The sequence below is a fragment of the Ruminococcus sp. RTP21484sp1_RTP21277st1_D2_RTP21277_210401 genome (assembly GCF_040924225.1).
Classification (GTDB): Bacteria; Bacillota; Clostridia; order Lachnospirales; family Lachnospiraceae; genus Blautia_A; species Blautia_A faecis.
Genome location: NZ_JBCOMJ010000005.1, coordinates 59,103 through 74,052, shown reverse-complemented (window position 1 = coordinate 74,052; position 14,950 = coordinate 59,103). Strand labels below are relative to the sequence as shown.

The window sequence follows — 14,950 nt, the reverse complement described above, 5'->3', positions numbered from 1 at the left end:
TGTTACCTGCAGCCCGAATGTGGCTGCTTTTCTTTTTAACAAAGGAGGAGATTTATGTTAAAACCAGCAAAACAACCTCATATCCGGCTAACCGCCCTTTTTCTTTGTGTCACGATGTTTCTTAGCACACTCTTTTTCAATGCCCATACCGCTTATGCTGCAGATGGAACCATTGATTATAAGGCAGGAGCCAAAATTCCATACGGGGACTATTATACTTCCCGCATGAGCTTTGATGGCAATAACACGGCTTATTGCGTTGAACCATTAAAGAAAACACCGGCTTCCGGAAAGTATCCTTATAACCTTTTGGGAAAAAATTCCCCACTCAGAAAAGCTCTTTACTACTTAAACGGTGGATATGGTTATGAAAAGGTAATAAAAGATCAATATTTCCAAGGATGGTCCGATGACAATTCTTATGTCATTGGTCATCTGGTCGTTTCCTATATCCATGCAGGAAATAATGGGGACACCGGTGCTTTTCATGGTGCACCTCAAAATTATATTGACAAAGCATTGGAAGTTGCCAACGCCATTGAAGGGCTTCCTGCCCCACCAGAATCCTTCCGTGCTTTTATCGTTCCTGGCAATGCTTCCCAAACTTTTGCAGGAAGCTGGTATCAGGTTCCAAACGGCTTTATCGAACTGCAGAAATCCTCTGCCAATACCGATATTTCCGATAAAAATGGCAATTACTCTTTAGAAGGAGCCAAATACGGAATCTACAAAGGGGAAGAACTGGTAGAAACTCTTGTTACCGATAAAAAAGGATATGCAAAATCCAAAGAACTGGCAGAAGGAAGTTACACCGTTAAAGAAATCAGTGCCCCAGAAGGATTTGCTATAGATCCTTCCGCCCATAATGTTACGGTAAAAGCAGAAGGAACATCTACCGTAAAAGTAAAGGATATTCCTCAAAATAATCCCGTAAAACTGCTCCTTAAAAAGCTGGATGCTGACACACAGCAAAATTCTGCACAGGGAACCGGCTCTCTCGCCAATGCCGAATTTACAATAAAATTCTATACAGAGCAGTCAGCTACCGATCCCGGAGCAAATGGTAAGAAACCGGTTCGCACCTGGATATTGAAAACAGATGCCTCTGGAGAAATCCATTTTACAAAAGATTATTTGGTATCCGGGGATGAATTTTTCTATGCCAGTGATGGAAAGACCGTCTGCTTCCCACTGGGTACAGTAACCGTACAGGAAACCAAAGCACCTGCCGGCTATCTTCCAAACGAATCTGTTTTCGTGCAGCAAATCACCAGTACCGGTACGGAAGAAACTATCTCTATTTATAACGCTTCTTCTGTCGAAGAACAGGTCTTCCGAGGCGGCGTCAAAATTCAGAAGCGGGATCTGGAAACTCAGGGAACACAAGCACAAGGAACCGCATCGCTTGCAGATGCCGAATTTACCATTACCACTTTGAACAAACAGCCGGTATGGGTAGGTGGAAAGCTCTATGAAAATGGTCAGGCAGTACTTACAATTAAATCGGATGCACATGGTATTGCTGCAAGTGCCGCTGATGCCCTGCCCCTTGGACATTACCGGATTGAAGAAACCAAAGCGCCTTCCGGATACCTAACCGATGGTGCAAAGGCTCTTGAATTTGACATCACCCAAAATGGAGAAATCGTAGATTTAACAACAGAAGAGACTTCTGTTTCTAACCAGATTATCCGTGGCGGTGTCAAAATCCAAAAACGGGATCTGGAAACGGGAGAAGCCAAACCACAGGGAAATGCTTCTTTAAAGGATGCAGAATTTACAATCACCAATCTTGGTCCAAATCCTGTTCTTGTGGATGGAACCCTTTACGAAAAAGATCAAGTAGTTCTCACTTTGAAGACAGATGAAAAAGGGCTTGCTTCCACAAAAAAAGATACTCTCCCTTATGGACATTACCGGGGTGATGAGACAAAAGCACCGGAAGGTTATTTGAACGAGGGAAAACTCTCTCAGGAGTTTCATATCACAGAAAATGGGAAAATTTTGGATTTAACTGCAAAAGAAACAGCGATTTCCAATCAGGTAATCCGTGGCGATTTAGAATTCGTAAAGGTATCTGACGGAGATTTAAACCGGCTGGCAAATGTCCCATTTTCCATTACCTCCAAAACTACAGGAGAAAGTCATACCATTGTAACAGACAAAAATGGCTATGCCAGTACCTCCTCAGAATGGAATAAGCACACTACAAATACCAATCGTGGGGAAACTTCTGAAGACGGAATCTGGTTTGGCTCTTCTAAACCTGATGATACCAAAGGAGCCCTGATTTATGATACCTATATTTTGGAAGAACAACGCTGCGATTCCAATGAAGGTATGAACCTCTTAAAAATTGAGGTCTCTGTATATAAAAATCACGTAGTCGTGGATATGGGAACTTTAACGGATGATCAGATTACCATTGGAACTACTGCCCTTGACAAAGACAGCAACTCCCACTTTGCCAAACCAGAAGAAAAAATCACTCTGGTTGATACCGTAGAATACGAAGGCTTAAAGAAGGGACAGTCTTATAAGCTCATCGGCACACTGATGGATCAGGAATCCGGAAAGCCAATTGAAATAGATGGAAAACCTGTCACAGCAGAAACCACCTTCAAACCAAAAAAATCTTCTGGTTCTGCAAAAGTGACCTTTACGTTCAATGCCTCTTCTCTGAAGGGCAAAACAATCGTAGTATTTGAAGAACTGTACCAGGAGGATTTAAAACTGGCTGTTCATGCGGACATTACAGATCAGGATCAGACTATCTATTTCCCAGAAATCGGGACCACTGCAAAAGATAAGGAAACAGATATGAATCTTTCCCAGGCAGATAAAGAAGTTACCCTTGTAGATACGGTAGCTTACAAAAATCTTCTGCCCGGCGAAGAATATGTTATGACTGGAACCCTTATGGATAAAGAAACCGGAAAACCTGTCGAAATAGATAAGAAAGAGGTTACTGCCGAAACCACATTTACTCCTAAAGAATCCTCTGGAACGGTAGATGTGATTTTTTCTTTTGATGGGACTTCCCTTGCCGGAAAAACCGTAGTTGTTTTTGAATCTGCTACTTATGACGGCAAAGAATTTGCAACACACGCTGATCTTGAAGATAATGGGCAGACCATCTACTTCCCGGAAATTGCTACCACTGCAAAAGACAAAGCAGACGGAGATCATTTTGCCAAAACCGATAAAGAGATTACTATTGTTGATACGGTTAAATATAGTAACCTAATTCCAGGAAAAGAGTATGCACTTACCGGTACCTTGATGGACAAAGAGACAAAAGAACCTCTTCAGGCAGATGGTAAACCGATTACTGCCACTACGACCTTTACTCCTGAAGATGCCTCTGGCAGTATTGAACTTACCTTTACATTTGATGGCAGCATCCTGTCCGGCAAAACAATTGTTGTCTTTGAGTCTTTAACGTATCAGGAAAAAGAGATTGCTGTTCACGCCGATATAGAAGACCATGAACAGTCTATCTACTTCCCGGGAATTGGAACTACTGCGAAGGACAAAGCGGATGGGGATCAGGAAGCCGTTGCTACGAAAGAAGTAACCATCATTGACACCGTATCCTACCAAAATCTGATTCCGGATACTCCATACAAACTGGTCGGCACACTGATGGACAAAACAACCCAAAAGGAAGTTATGATTGATGGAAAACCTGTCACGGCAGAAACAGAATTTACACCAAAGGATTCCAATGGTTCTGTCGAAGTCATCTTCACTTTTGATGGAAGCACATTGGCTGGACATGATGTAGTCGTTTTTGAAAAACTTTTTTCCCTTGAAGGAGAAACAGCACTTGAAATTGCTTCCCATGAGGATCTGGACGATAAAGGACAAACGATAAAACTTACGGAAGCTCCAAAAGACACACCTGAACCTTCCAAACCAGTCAAGACCGGAGATGAAACAACCGTTCTTCCTTATCTTTTACTGGCAGGTGCCGCACTCCTCTTTGCTGCAGGATTTGGTATCTTATATATCCGTAAGCGGAAAAAAGATAAGTAACTATCAATAGATATGCTCACAGGCAGCTTATTACGGCTGCCTGCTATAAAGGTGATGAATATGGAACAATCTCGTTGTAATGCCGATGCCAAACACATCCGGCATTTTTTAGATATTTGTGATGGAAATTGGCATTCCTGTATTTATGTTCGCTGTGTTTCCTGTAAAACCCCAGGTTATTGTAATGGCCCACACTTCTTATATCATCCAGATGAAAACGGCAGTCCATGTGTCCTGCCCATGGCAGATGCCCGTATGCTCTTCTCCCGCATACCGGAACCAACGGAATGTCTATCCGCCATAACACTGGAACAATTTCAGTCTTTATATGGACTCTACTTTGCAAAAGAAGCATTGACCGATAAGCCATGTCCTTGTTTTGCTTTACTGCGGCACCAGGAAGCATCTCATTATCACTGGTAAAAGGTTGCACTTTTGGCACTTTCTGCGTACAGGATAAGAAAGGAGGCGATTTTATGTTGAATTTCACTGCTATGATTCAAGGAATCGATACAATATTTACGAACTTTATTTTTATTCCTGCACTTTTAATCCTGTACCTGAAGTTTCGTCCGAGAAAGCCCTGGAACAAACGCACCAGAAATCTGTATCGGCTATGTATAGCTCTGATTTCTGTTTATGTCATCCGGATTTTCTGTGCAGGGTTCATCTTTACACCAGTAAATTACTCACGTTTTGCAGACAGCGGTTTCTTTCCGCTTATCAAGGCACTGTTCTATTCTTAGATTTTCTGCCATTTTGTGCCATTTAGTCCGAATCTGGGAGTAGTTTCTATGCCCATCCTATGGGAATTCATCACCTGCTTTCTTACAATATACGTATAAAACACGTAAGCGAGGTGAATCTTTATGAAACAGAAACAAATCCGCTGCCCATACTGCGGCAGCATCGCAATTTTAAGGGATGCGTCCTATGTATATGGAAATAAAGCGAAAGATGGAAAACTCTATGTGTGCAGTCACTTCCCACAGTGTAATTCTTATGTAGGAGTTCATCCTGGCACTACCAATGCCAAAGGAAAACTGGCAAACAAAGAGCTTCGGCAAAAAAGGATCCAAGCACACCGGGTATTTGACCAGATATGGCTAAACCACATCTTTACGAAATCGGAGGCTTACCGCTGGATTGCTGATAAATTCTGTCTGACTGCCAAGGAAGCACACATCGGAGAATTTAGCACTTATATGTGTGATCAACTAATTCTGGAATCCATGAAGATTCTGGAGAATAACCATATCCCTCTCAGGGCCATTGGTTGAAAGGGGGGATATGTATGATCATCCCGATGACAGATGATGAACGCCGATTGACAGAGGAGTACTTATATTTGGTACCTGAAATGGTAAAAAAATTGACTTCCCGTTGTGCTTATGTCTCATACGATGAGCAGCAAGACCTTCTGCAAGCCGGAAACTTAGCTTTATGCAAAGCCGCCATGAACTATGACAACACCCGTCCCTTTGCAGTTTACGCCAAAGTTGCCATACGAAATGCCATTTACAGTTATTGGAGAAAACTGCAAAAAGAACGAAAATACACCTGTTCCATGTATGCATCTTCCGAATTTGACATGGAACCCCTGCTTGTAGACCAAAAAACCGAACTATGGCAGGAACAATGTATGAACCAGGAACCCATTTATAAGCACCTGCAGTCCTTAGAAGCGAGAAGCTGCAATACACTAAGAAAAGGAATACATGCCCTGCTCCTGCAGCAAAAAGGATATACCAACCAAGAAATTTCCAAACATTATGGTGTCCCAATGAATCATGTCCGGGCATGGCAAAGCAAAGCCCGGAAATACTTACAGCAGGATACCAAATTATATACTCTTTTATCTTGAAGGGAGAACGATTATGCTGACACTTTATACTGCAGTCGGAATCCTACGATTCCAGGATTCCATAAAGGAACATAAAACACCGACTGTTATCAATAACCGGCAGGAATACGGACTGACAGAAGAAGAATTCTTTCTGTGGAGCAGCCTCGCATTTCAAATCCGACAGATCCATGAATTGCAGTCTGCTTTTTCCGAACGCTTGAAAAAACATCACCGTTCGGAAAATATCCCCATTGAACCTTACCTGAATCGGCTGCTGCTTCGAGGACTGGTTGTAAAAGGGGATGGTTTAACTGGTGTGGATGCCCTGTACCGCCTCTTAGGAGAACTTTATATCAGCCCATTGCAGGACAGTTTTTCAGTACGGCTTTTTACCTGCATCTATCTCTGCATGAAGAAAAAACTGCACACAAAGGAACTGATCCATTATCTAAAAAAGCCGGCACGGACTGCTATAGAGGACACGGTACTCCAAATAGCAAAAAAAGTACAGATTTCTACGGCAGAGCTTGTAACCTGTGTAGAACAGGGCATCCATCCACAAAATACAGAGCAACTTTTGACGCAGCTCTATGAAACCTCGGATGCAACATTCCGTACCCTGGCACAGGATATCCAATTCACCCATGCCGGTTATCCTGTACTGGAAGCCATCAGTAATTTGTACCTCAATAAACAGATTGCATTTGAAAAATTATAGGAAGGAGCAAATTATGCCAAAACCATTTCTTAATAAGCTGATTGTCCATGGGGCAATCGGCTTTTTCTGTGTCCTATTTGGATGTATTTACGGATTTATAACAGACGACCAGATATTTCTCCTTATGAGTCTTTGCATCGGTGTTGGAACTGCCATACGAATTGTGAGTCTGCTACATACCATCAAGATGCATGACTATACCGAATTAACTGGAACCTGTACAAAACGTGAAGTCAGCCCACTTACCAAGAAACAGAAAATTATTTTCCGTTCCACTGACCAGAAAGAATATCACTTTACATTCGATAAAAATATCCGCCTTTTATCTGGACATTATTATCGCCTATATTTCCGGAATGTAGCAAACCTTTCGGGTGAAGAAAAGGTTACTCCGGATTTACTTGCGTATGAGGAATTATCCCTAAATGAAGATGTTTCCCCGAAGAACTCTTAGATTTCTTCTCTAAATACAATAGAAGTGGATATGCCACTTTCACATACCCACTTCTATTATGCTTTATAAGTTTTCCTTCTGCCGTCCCAGTGAAATGACAAAAACCACTCCGAACTACCACGTATTCTGTCTCAAGGATGACAGCATAACAGCAATCGCAGGGAATAATAATCTATTGTATTCCAGAAGACTCTTCAAAAAATGGACAGTGCTTTCACTTTCAGGGTTTCAAAATGCAGTAACAATATCTTTTATTTTTCTACTGTGACCAATTTTTTCATATTAAGGGCAACTTTATACTGACAGTGAAAATTCCCGCTTCATAATTCACTTGAATATCACCACTTATTTGTATTACTAGCTTTCTAGTAGCATACAATCCGATACCACTGCTTTTTATCCTTGCTTCATCTTTTGTGTAAAACAAATCAAATATAGATTTTAATTCTTCATCACTAATATAATCAGAAGGATTGCTTATTTGTATATGACAATACTCGGATTCTCCCCACATGTAAAACATTATATCACCAGTACTATACTTTAAAGCATTATCTATTAAATTACATAAAATTCTAATTAATATTTTCTCTTGAGCAAGTATCCAAATGTTTCCATGTGGCAGTCTAATATCTAATTGTTCTGAGGCACGTTTTGAATTTTGAATATATTCCTTTAACAAAGAAGTGACTACCTCTGTAATATTGACTGATTTCATATCAACTTCGCTCTCTATTGCTTCACTCCAAAACAATAAATATAAATCGTCTACTAATTTTTTTAAATAATCCGCCTTTTTTTCAATATGTTCTATATAGCTATTAACAGGTTCATTCACATTTTTTTCTAATCTAATTAACTGCAAGTAACCAATAATAACAGTTAATGGAGTACGTAAATCGTGTGATAAATTTGCTACCATCTTTTTAAAATTTTTATCCTGTTTTTTTAGCTGATGTTCTTTTCGTTCATCTTCTTTAATTCGCTTGTTGATACTAAGTGCAAGGTTCTCAATATCTTTATCCAATACATTGACCGAGTAGATATGCTCATTATGTTCTATCCATTCTATAATTCTTCTAATTTCCCTCTTCAGATGAAAAATGTATAATATGCCTAATAATATAAACACTCCTGTTATTAAAAAGACAACTAGCAAACTTCATATCTCCTTATAATATTAGAATCTCATCACATGTATTCAAGATTGCATTATCATGTGAAACAATAATAATTATTTTATGATTTTTAATTTGATCGATCAACTGTAAAAATTGTTTTTTTCCACTCTCATCCATAGCTGAGGTAGGCTCATCAAAAATCATTACCTGACCGTCTTGCACTACTTGGCGAATAATTGCAATTTTTTGCTTTTCTCCACCGGAAATATTACTTGACTTTTCATTAATTTGCAAATCCCAATTATCTCTTTTCAAAATACTATCACCAAAGCAATCAACGGCTCTCTGTATACATTTTACATCAAGCTTTCGATATAAAGCAATATTATTATATATTGTATCTGCTATTAAAGTCGGCTCCTGTTCTGTTACACTGATTACATGTTCTCTTATATAATCCATATCTAAATTTCTCATTTCTGTATCGTTCCATATTATATTCCCTTGATATTCATCTACATACATACCCATTAAAATTTTAATAAGTGTACTTTTCCCACATCCGTTTTCTCCTTTCAATCCATAAACTTTCCCCTTTTTTAAGTTTGTAGAAAAACTTTTTATGGTTTCTTTCTGGTCATATGCAAAATTCAAATCCTGAATTCTAATTTGTTTGATTTCATTAAGTCTTATACACCCCTTAGACTGCTCCTTAATTTCTAAAATAGATTTTATACGTTCAAAGGATACATAAGCCTCTTGGTATTCTTGACCGTATGCCACTATTTCTTTTCCATATTCCAAAATCATATTAAAATATACTGAAATCATATAGAAATATCCTATTTGCATATCTCCAGTAAGTATCTTTTTTCCTCCAATCCAAAGTAAAATGCATACAGATATTGCCCCTACAATCCCTTCAAGATTTGCAAATGCCTGGATAGTCGCTTGTTGTTTAAATATAGATCGATATAATTTTTGATATGATGCTACTAACCTATTTGAAAAAAATGAATCCATACTATGTATTTTTATAAACTCTATTTTTTCTAATTGTTCCTGCAGTCTGGAGAAGAAATTGGATTTCTCCTCTTTCATTCCATAACTGCAATTATAAATACGCTTTTTGAAGCCAATATATATAAAAAAATAAAGTGCTAATAAAAACATTGTAACTATAAAAGCAATCGAATCCATTTTCCAAATCATAAATAAGATTATACCCGCTGAAAAAACTGAAAATATCAATTCAGTCAAGGAGCTGATGAAAAAAATAAGTACATCATTCGCATCATTGTTTATCCTTTGAGATAAGTACGATAAATCAGTTCTGCCAATTACGAGTGGCGAAACTTTTTTTAAATGATTTACAATTTCGAAATTTAATGAAAATGCTGCATTAGTCTGTATCCTTATATAAAGTATTTTATTGACATAGCAGACAATTTCCTTACCAACATACAATAACAGTAATAAAAATATGAATTTTAACATTGCTGAATATGTTGTTTCCACATTAAACATATTAATAAATTGTCCCATAGCAGCCGGTATAAATGTATTTAACCCGCACAGTATAATACCCAACAAAAAATATATCCCATATTCTATTTTATATTGAAAAACATATTTACTGCAAAATTTTATCATTCCAATTCTCCCTGCTATTTCATTGAGCCATTTCTTTCATCAGCTCCAACATCTCTTCTGCATTCCATTTTACTGAAGAACAAATCTTATTTTTATAAGCAGCACACCCACCATAACATACTGGAAAAAATGAACAATCTTTACATTCTTGATCCTTTACAACATCATAGGAAAGCCATTCTACAAATTTATTTGTAAGTTTGATTCCTTTTTCCAAATTACCGATACTTCGTTCACTATATCCAATATCATTCCAACATTTATACAACGCTCCATCTGGACCTATCACAAATGAATTTAAGCTAATTGCTCCACATACACCATAATTGCTCGGCTTAACACCTTGGTACATAAAGCCTCTCTTAATCCCTTCTTTATAAAACGCAATCTCTTCTTTTGCGTACTGTGGTCGTTCCATACATATATGATTATTACATACTCCATTAATATCATCTACTGGTGCTAAATAATAACCAACTCTACCTTTTAAACCATATCTTTCTAGCCAATCAAATATTTCTGTTGCTTCGTTTATATTTGTCTTGTCAACATTAATTCTTATCGAAATATTCAAAATATCCGCACATTCTCTTATATTGTCCAATATATGTTCGAAGGTAGGCTGATGATTATGGAGAATCCTTCTACTATCATGGGCTTGTTTTGAACCATCTAAAGTAACTTGAATATAGTGGATGTCCATGTCTTTTAATTTTTCAGCTACTCTTCTAGTCAATTTATAACCATTTGTGACCATATCCGCATTATATTTGCAACCAAGTGGCAAAACAGACTTTATCTTTTTGGTTAATTTTTCAATAGTTTCAATTGCCAATAATGGCTCCCCTCCATACCAAGATACCGTTAATTCATGTATATGCTGATATTTTTCTTTGAGCTGCGATGTTAATTGATCCTGAACAGTCTCAGACATAGTAATATATTCTCTCCCTTTTTCATAGCAATAGGGACAACAAAAATTACATGCCATAGTTGGGGCAATAGTTAATGTAAGATTTGAATCCGCAAACCTTTCTATTTTATTTCTTATAAGCAATTCTGCAAATTCATCTTTATCATCTTCAACTAGCATACCACCCTCTAATAATGCTGACTCTAAATCAGGCTTTGAACATTTTTTCCCTTCTTTCATTTCATAATATGATTTTTCATAATCAGTATCTAATTCCAGTATTGCAGATGTGACCGTATTGTAAATCAAACAACTTTTATCTTCTTTTTTCTCTATATTGTATCTTGATAATTTCATTATTATATCCTCTTTTCTTAATCTCTTGTTTTCACAGTGTTCTTTGCAATAATGAAAATGTGCCCAGCATATTGCTGAGCACATTTTCCTTTACTGACTACAAATATCTTTAGTAACGAATTACACATGTAGCCTTTTTAGATCCACAACCTTTATCATTGTAAACCCAGCAGATTCTTGTACTTTTGTCCTCTGATGCTTTGTTAATCCACTTCATTGCAATATCCTCCTGTAAAATATTTATTTATTTCAAAGTAGTAAGAGCTACTTGAAACACAAATTAAAGTTCTTGACGTTTCAATGCAAAATGCATTAAAACTATCCCCACCAGGCACGCACCCATACCATACATAATAGTTCCAACAACAATCCCATTTGTCATCCGATATCCACAAATATTATACATATAAGTGGTCGGGTTCATAACACAAAATGCTTTAAGAAGCACTGATTGATTTTGAAAATTCTCATATACCATAGGATAAGTAATCGCACCTGCAAAGAAATATACACATGATAAAGCTGCCACAATTCCTGTATTCTTTACTAAAACCGTAATCAAAACCGCCACAGCTTCCATTCCAATCATAGCTATCATATTTAAGGTAACCATTCCGATAAAAATCAAAAATTCCTCACCTTTATAATGAAAACCATACTTCCATGCTAATCCTAAGCCTAATGCAGTTTCCACAATATAATAGAGAATAAAAAAGTGAACATTTATCACCAGTAATTTACTTAAAAATAATTTGGTTCGATTTATCCCATATACGACAGAAGCTCTTATTGTTCCTTGATGAAATTCTGCAGATACCATTGTCGTAATATAGACAATTAATCCAATCCAAGAAAAAAAATTAATTGATAATGCAAATCTTGCGATTTCTGCAGCTTTTACATTATTCATGTCGTCTATGTAGCAAATCCAACCAATGCTATCTATATTTCTATAATCACCAAAAGTCATAAACAATGTATCATTTCCCACAACGAACGGTATAAAAAAAATAAATGCCATAAATACTAAAACCCACTTCGAGGCTCGCGAATATTTCATTTTATAGTACTCTGCTTTAAGCTGTCTCATTCGATTTCACCTCCGATAATAGATTTGTGTAATACTCTTCTAAGTCTTCTCCTTCATATCCTATTTTTTCTACACCAACTCCTCCATATACTAATTCTTTTGTTATATCAGAAATATTTTTATTATAACCAAATACCTTAATCACATTTCTTAAATAAACTTTTATTTGACTTTCTGGATACCTCTCATCTAAAATACAACTAGCCTTTTCCACATTGTCTACTTCGATATGAACATGACGACGACATTTCTCATCTAATTCTTTATCTGTAATCTGTTGTAACATTTTTCCATGATGTATAAATCCATATACAGTTGCAAGTTGATGTAACTCTGGCAAAATATGACTGGATATAAGTATCGTTGTACCATCTTCTTCATTCATATTCTTTAAGACTTCTCGCACATATTTAATTTTGGTTGGATCTAAGCCATTTATTGGTTCATCTAAAATTAGCAACTGTGGGCGACCAAGCAATGCAATTGCAATTCCTAATCGCTGTTTCATCCCTAAAGAAAAAGCCTTCACTCTTTTATTTCCAGCGTCCTTTAAATCCATTATTTCCAGAACTTCATCAATACTACTTTTTCCTGGAATTCCTCGTTGAGTACGCTGGATTTCCAAATTTTGGCGTGCTGTCATGTCCATATACAAAGCTGGATTTTCAATTAAACATCCTATCTTATTTCTTTCATCTTCAAGATTTTTTTTACCAAATAAACTTATCTCACCTGAAGTCGGCTTTGTTAGTCCTGTAATAACTTTCATCAGGCTACTTTTTCCTGCACCATTTTCTCCAACCAGTCCATATATCTCGCCCGCTTTTATCGTAAGATTTACCTGATTAAGTACCATATTTTTTCCGTATGCTTTACAAATATCTTTTGCTTCCAATATTTTTTCGGGTTCTTTCATTCTAATCACTTCCCTCGTTTCTTAAATCCTATAATGATAATGATAATGTCTAATTCTAACATTTCTCTTAAATCAGTTCTTAAATTTCCATAAAATTATAAATTTATCTTTATATTTTCCCACTCGCCTATGAAACCTTCAAATTATTTAAAACAGTAACTTGTATGAAATTACAAATCATGTTAGTATTTTTACCATACCTATTACCAAAGGAGTTTATTATGATTGATATATTATTAGTAGAAGATGATAAAGAAATTTGCTTTATTTTTACAGAATTATTAAAAAGAAACCATTACAATGTTTCAGCATATCACAATGGGATAGAAGCAATTGAAGCTCTTTCCTCTAAAAAATATGATTTAATGTTATTAGATTTGATGCTTCCCGATTTGCCTGGTGAAAAAATACTATTTCACCTAAAAAAACACAACAATTCTATTCCAGTTATTGTTATATCTGCCAAAAATCAGCCTGAGATTCGTATAAACCTTCTCCGATCCGGTGCAGATGATTATATAACTAAACCTTTTTATCATGAAGAAGTTCTCGCACGAATAGAAAGTGTTTTGCGCCGTTGCAGCGAAAGTCCCCAAACGGAATATTCCTTTAAAGATATTCGCATAAATGTGGATGATCACAAAGTACTTGTAAATAACACAGAGCTTACTCTGACTACTACCGAATATAACCTCTTACAGCTACTAATCAAACATCCAAAACAGACTTTTACAAAGGAATCTTTATATCAACTTATTTGGGGAAAAGATTATATTTCAGATGATAATACTCTCAATGTCCATATAAGCAAACTAAGAAAAAAACTAGAGCATATAGGAAACCAAGCCCCTTATATCGATACTGTATGGGGAATAGGTTATAAATTACACCGTTAGAATAAATTCACGCAAAAAATACCATTACAAAGATTAATCTGTAACGGTATTTTTTACCCTATTCACTTTTTTCATACTTTCAAACAACTAGGTATACCCTCAACAATTTTTTCAGGCACAAACACTTCATTAACTATCACATACGTCCAAGCACCATCTGAGTTATCCGTAGTTTTAGACACTACAATGGCTTAACTTCCACGCAGTATATATTAAATCTACGAATTACAAATGCAAAGACACAACTTCGAACCACTACATATTCCTTTCCAAGGTAACGGTGATTGTGGTCTATGAAAATCATTTGTATTTCAGCTGACCATAAAAAACACCGTTGCAGATTCACTCCCCCACAACGGCATCTTTCATTTTTTTTATTCGATTTTATCTTCTCCTGTTGCCTTTATAAATCTCATAACCTCATCAATGGTTTTCCCAGATGCTACCAAAGCCTTAAACAGCTCATCTTTCTGCTTCTCTTCTATCTCTTTTTGAATCTCTTTTGCTTTATGACGCAGTTCCTTTAAATCGGACTCTTTTGTACGAATCTCCTGTTCCACATACTCCAGTTGCTCTTCCAAAGATGTGTTTTCCAGTTTTTTTCGTCTTGCCATAATGCATCCTCCTAATAATTTTTCCTCATTCTACCACATTTTATCTACTCTGAAAAGGTAGTAGTGTTTTATGAAAATTTTATATCTATTTGGGATTATCCTCATAAAATACTACACTTCCAAGCATTTTGACACAAAAATTATTATTTCGAATCGCAAAATACTATATATGGCATTTTATCATTGACCTTCGCTATATCTTGTGTTACTATGATATTGTATTTAAGTTTTGTGTTATCCCTTTATAGGGTGTCTGGATACTATCTCCAGTACACATGCAGTTTAAGTTGGAAAATCGTGTCATTATAATGCCGTTTTATACGGTGCTATAATG

13 protein-coding genes are annotated in these 14,950 nt (G+C 36.6%); 7 read left to right on the top strand and 6 right to left on the bottom strand.

The window, feature by feature from the left end; translation table 11 throughout:
- The first annotated feature begins 54 nt into the window (after positions 1-54).
- The 6 genes from AB5706_RS05410 (at position 55) to AB5706_RS05385 (ending at position 7,056) form a co-directional block, all read left to right on the top strand.
- Complete coding sequence (locus AB5706_RS05410; RefSeq protein ID WP_015526848.1) at positions 55-4,038, top strand: VaFE repeat-containing surface-anchored protein; 3,984 nt, start codon at positions 55-57, stop codon at positions 4,036-4,038.
- Between the two features lie 60 nt (positions 4,039-4,098).
- Positions 4,099-4,461: a hypothetical protein gene (locus AB5706_RS05405; protein ID WP_101871471.1), complete on the top strand. Its 363-nt coding sequence runs from the start codon at positions 4,099-4,101 to the stop codon at positions 4,459-4,461.
- Between the two features lie 446 nt (positions 4,462-4,907).
- Entirely contained in the window at positions 4,908-5,318 is a 411-nt protein-coding gene (locus AB5706_RS05400; protein WP_004223692.1) for a zinc-finger-containing protein, read from the top strand.
- A 26-nt stretch (positions 5,319-5,344) separates the two neighbouring features.
- Positions 5,345-5,902, top strand: coding sequence for a sigma-70 family RNA polymerase sigma factor (locus AB5706_RS05395; RefSeq protein WP_225084390.1), 558 nt, complete (start codon positions 5,345-5,347; stop codon positions 5,900-5,902).
- A 13-nt stretch (positions 5,903-5,915) separates the two neighbouring features.
- The gene (locus AB5706_RS05390; RefSeq protein WP_004223695.1) at positions 5,916-6,602 is read left to right on the top strand and encodes a hypothetical protein; all 687 of its coding nucleotides are present in this window, start codon (positions 5,916-5,918) and stop codon (positions 6,600-6,602) included.
- A 13-nt stretch (positions 6,603-6,615) separates the two neighbouring features.
- Positions 6,616-7,056 carry a hypothetical protein gene (locus tag AB5706_RS05385; protein ID WP_025580278.1) on the top strand — a complete coding sequence of 147 codons (441 nt, stop codon included), beginning with the start codon at positions 6,616-6,618 and terminating at the stop codon, positions 7,054-7,056.
- Between the two features lie 277 nt (positions 7,057-7,333).
- Here the strand turns inward: AB5706_RS05385 and AB5706_RS05380 are convergent, their stop codons facing one another.
- The 5 genes from AB5706_RS05380 to AB5706_RS05360 form a co-directional block, all read right to left on the bottom strand.
- The gene (locus AB5706_RS05380) at positions 7,334-8,215 is read right to left on the bottom strand and encodes a sensor histidine kinase (RefSeq protein ID WP_179966168.1); all 882 of its coding nucleotides are present in this window, start codon (positions 8,213-8,215) and stop codon (positions 7,334-7,336) included.
- A 13-nt stretch (positions 8,216-8,228) separates the two neighbouring features.
- Complete coding sequence (locus AB5706_RS05375) at positions 8,229-9,830, bottom strand: ATP-binding cassette domain-containing protein (protein ID WP_117457428.1); 1,602 nt, start codon at positions 9,828-9,830, stop codon at positions 8,229-8,231.
- A gap of 19 nt (positions 9,831-9,849) precedes the next feature.
- Entirely contained in the window at positions 9,850-11,100 is a 1,251-nt protein-coding gene (locus AB5706_RS05370) for a radical SAM/SPASM domain-containing protein (RefSeq protein WP_025580532.1), read from the bottom strand.
- A 280-nt stretch (positions 11,101-11,380) separates the two neighbouring features.
- Positions 11,381-12,190, bottom strand: a complete 810-nt coding sequence (locus tag AB5706_RS05365) for an ABC transporter permease (RefSeq protein WP_054337552.1) — start codon at positions 12,188-12,190, stop codon at positions 11,381-11,383.
- Entirely contained in the window at positions 12,177-13,106 is a 930-nt protein-coding gene (locus tag AB5706_RS05360; RefSeq protein WP_015526838.1) for an ABC transporter ATP-binding protein, read from the bottom strand. The genes AB5706_RS05365 and AB5706_RS05360 overlap by 14 nt, the downstream gene beginning before the upstream one ends.
- A gap of 221 nt (positions 13,107-13,327) precedes the next feature.
- Here AB5706_RS05360 and AB5706_RS05355 point away from each other — a divergent pair, with 221 nt between their 5' ends.
- A complete protein-coding gene (locus AB5706_RS05355) occupies positions 13,328-14,002 on the top strand; it encodes a response regulator transcription factor (RefSeq protein ID WP_225084395.1) in 675 nt (224 codons plus the stop codon).
- Positions 14,003-14,376: 374 nt separating this feature from the next.
- On the opposite strand, the gene AB5706_RS05350 is transcribed toward AB5706_RS05355, so the two are convergent.
- Positions 14,377-14,616 (bottom strand): hypothetical protein, encoded by a 240-nt coding sequence (locus tag AB5706_RS05350; protein WP_025580526.1) that lies wholly within the window; start codon positions 14,614-14,616, stop codon positions 14,377-14,379.
- Positions 14,617-14,950: the final 334 nt, after the last annotated feature.

What these genes read in the sequence shown, in the direction of transcription:
- AB5706_RS05365 (WP_054337552.1), bottom strand. Translation starts at nt 12,190, where the DNA reads ATGAGACAGCTTAAAGCAGAGTACTATAAAATGAAATATTCGCGAGCC.
- AB5706_RS05360 (WP_015526838.1), bottom strand. Translation starts at nt 13,106, where the DNA reads ATGAAAGAACCCGAAAAAATATTGGAAGCAAAAGATATTTGTAAAGCA.
- AB5706_RS05350 (WP_025580526.1), bottom strand. Translation starts at nt 14,616, where the DNA reads ATGGCAAGACGAAAAAAACTGGAAAACACATCTTTGGAAGAGCAACTG.
- AB5706_RS05410 (WP_015526848.1), top strand. Translation starts at nt 55, where the DNA reads ATGTTAAAACCAGCAAAACAACCTCATATCCGGCTAACCGCCCTTTTT.
- AB5706_RS05395 (WP_225084390.1), top strand. Translation starts at nt 5,345, where the DNA reads ATGACAGATGATGAACGCCGATTGACAGAGGAGTACTTATATTTGGTA.
- AB5706_RS05390 (WP_004223695.1), top strand. Translation starts at nt 5,916, where the DNA reads ATGCTGACACTTTATACTGCAGTCGGAATCCTACGATTCCAGGATTCC.
- AB5706_RS05375 (WP_117457428.1), bottom strand. Translation starts at nt 9,830, where the DNA reads ATGATAAAATTTTGCAGTAAATATGTTTTTCAATATAAAATAGAATAT.
- AB5706_RS05355 (WP_225084395.1), top strand. Translation starts at nt 13,328, where the DNA reads ATGATTGATATATTATTAGTAGAAGATGATAAAGAAATTTGCTTTATT.
- AB5706_RS05400 (WP_004223692.1), top strand. Translation starts at nt 4,908, where the DNA reads ATGAAACAGAAACAAATCCGCTGCCCATACTGCGGCAGCATCGCAATT.
- AB5706_RS05405 (WP_101871471.1), top strand. Translation starts at nt 4,099, where the DNA reads ATGGAACAATCTCGTTGTAATGCCGATGCCAAACACATCCGGCATTTT.
- AB5706_RS05385 (WP_025580278.1), top strand. Translation starts at nt 6,616, where the DNA reads ATGCCAAAACCATTTCTTAATAAGCTGATTGTCCATGGGGCAATCGGC.
- AB5706_RS05370 (WP_025580532.1), bottom strand. Translation starts at nt 11,100, where the DNA reads ATGAAATTATCAAGATACAATATAGAGAAAAAAGAAGATAAAAGTTGT.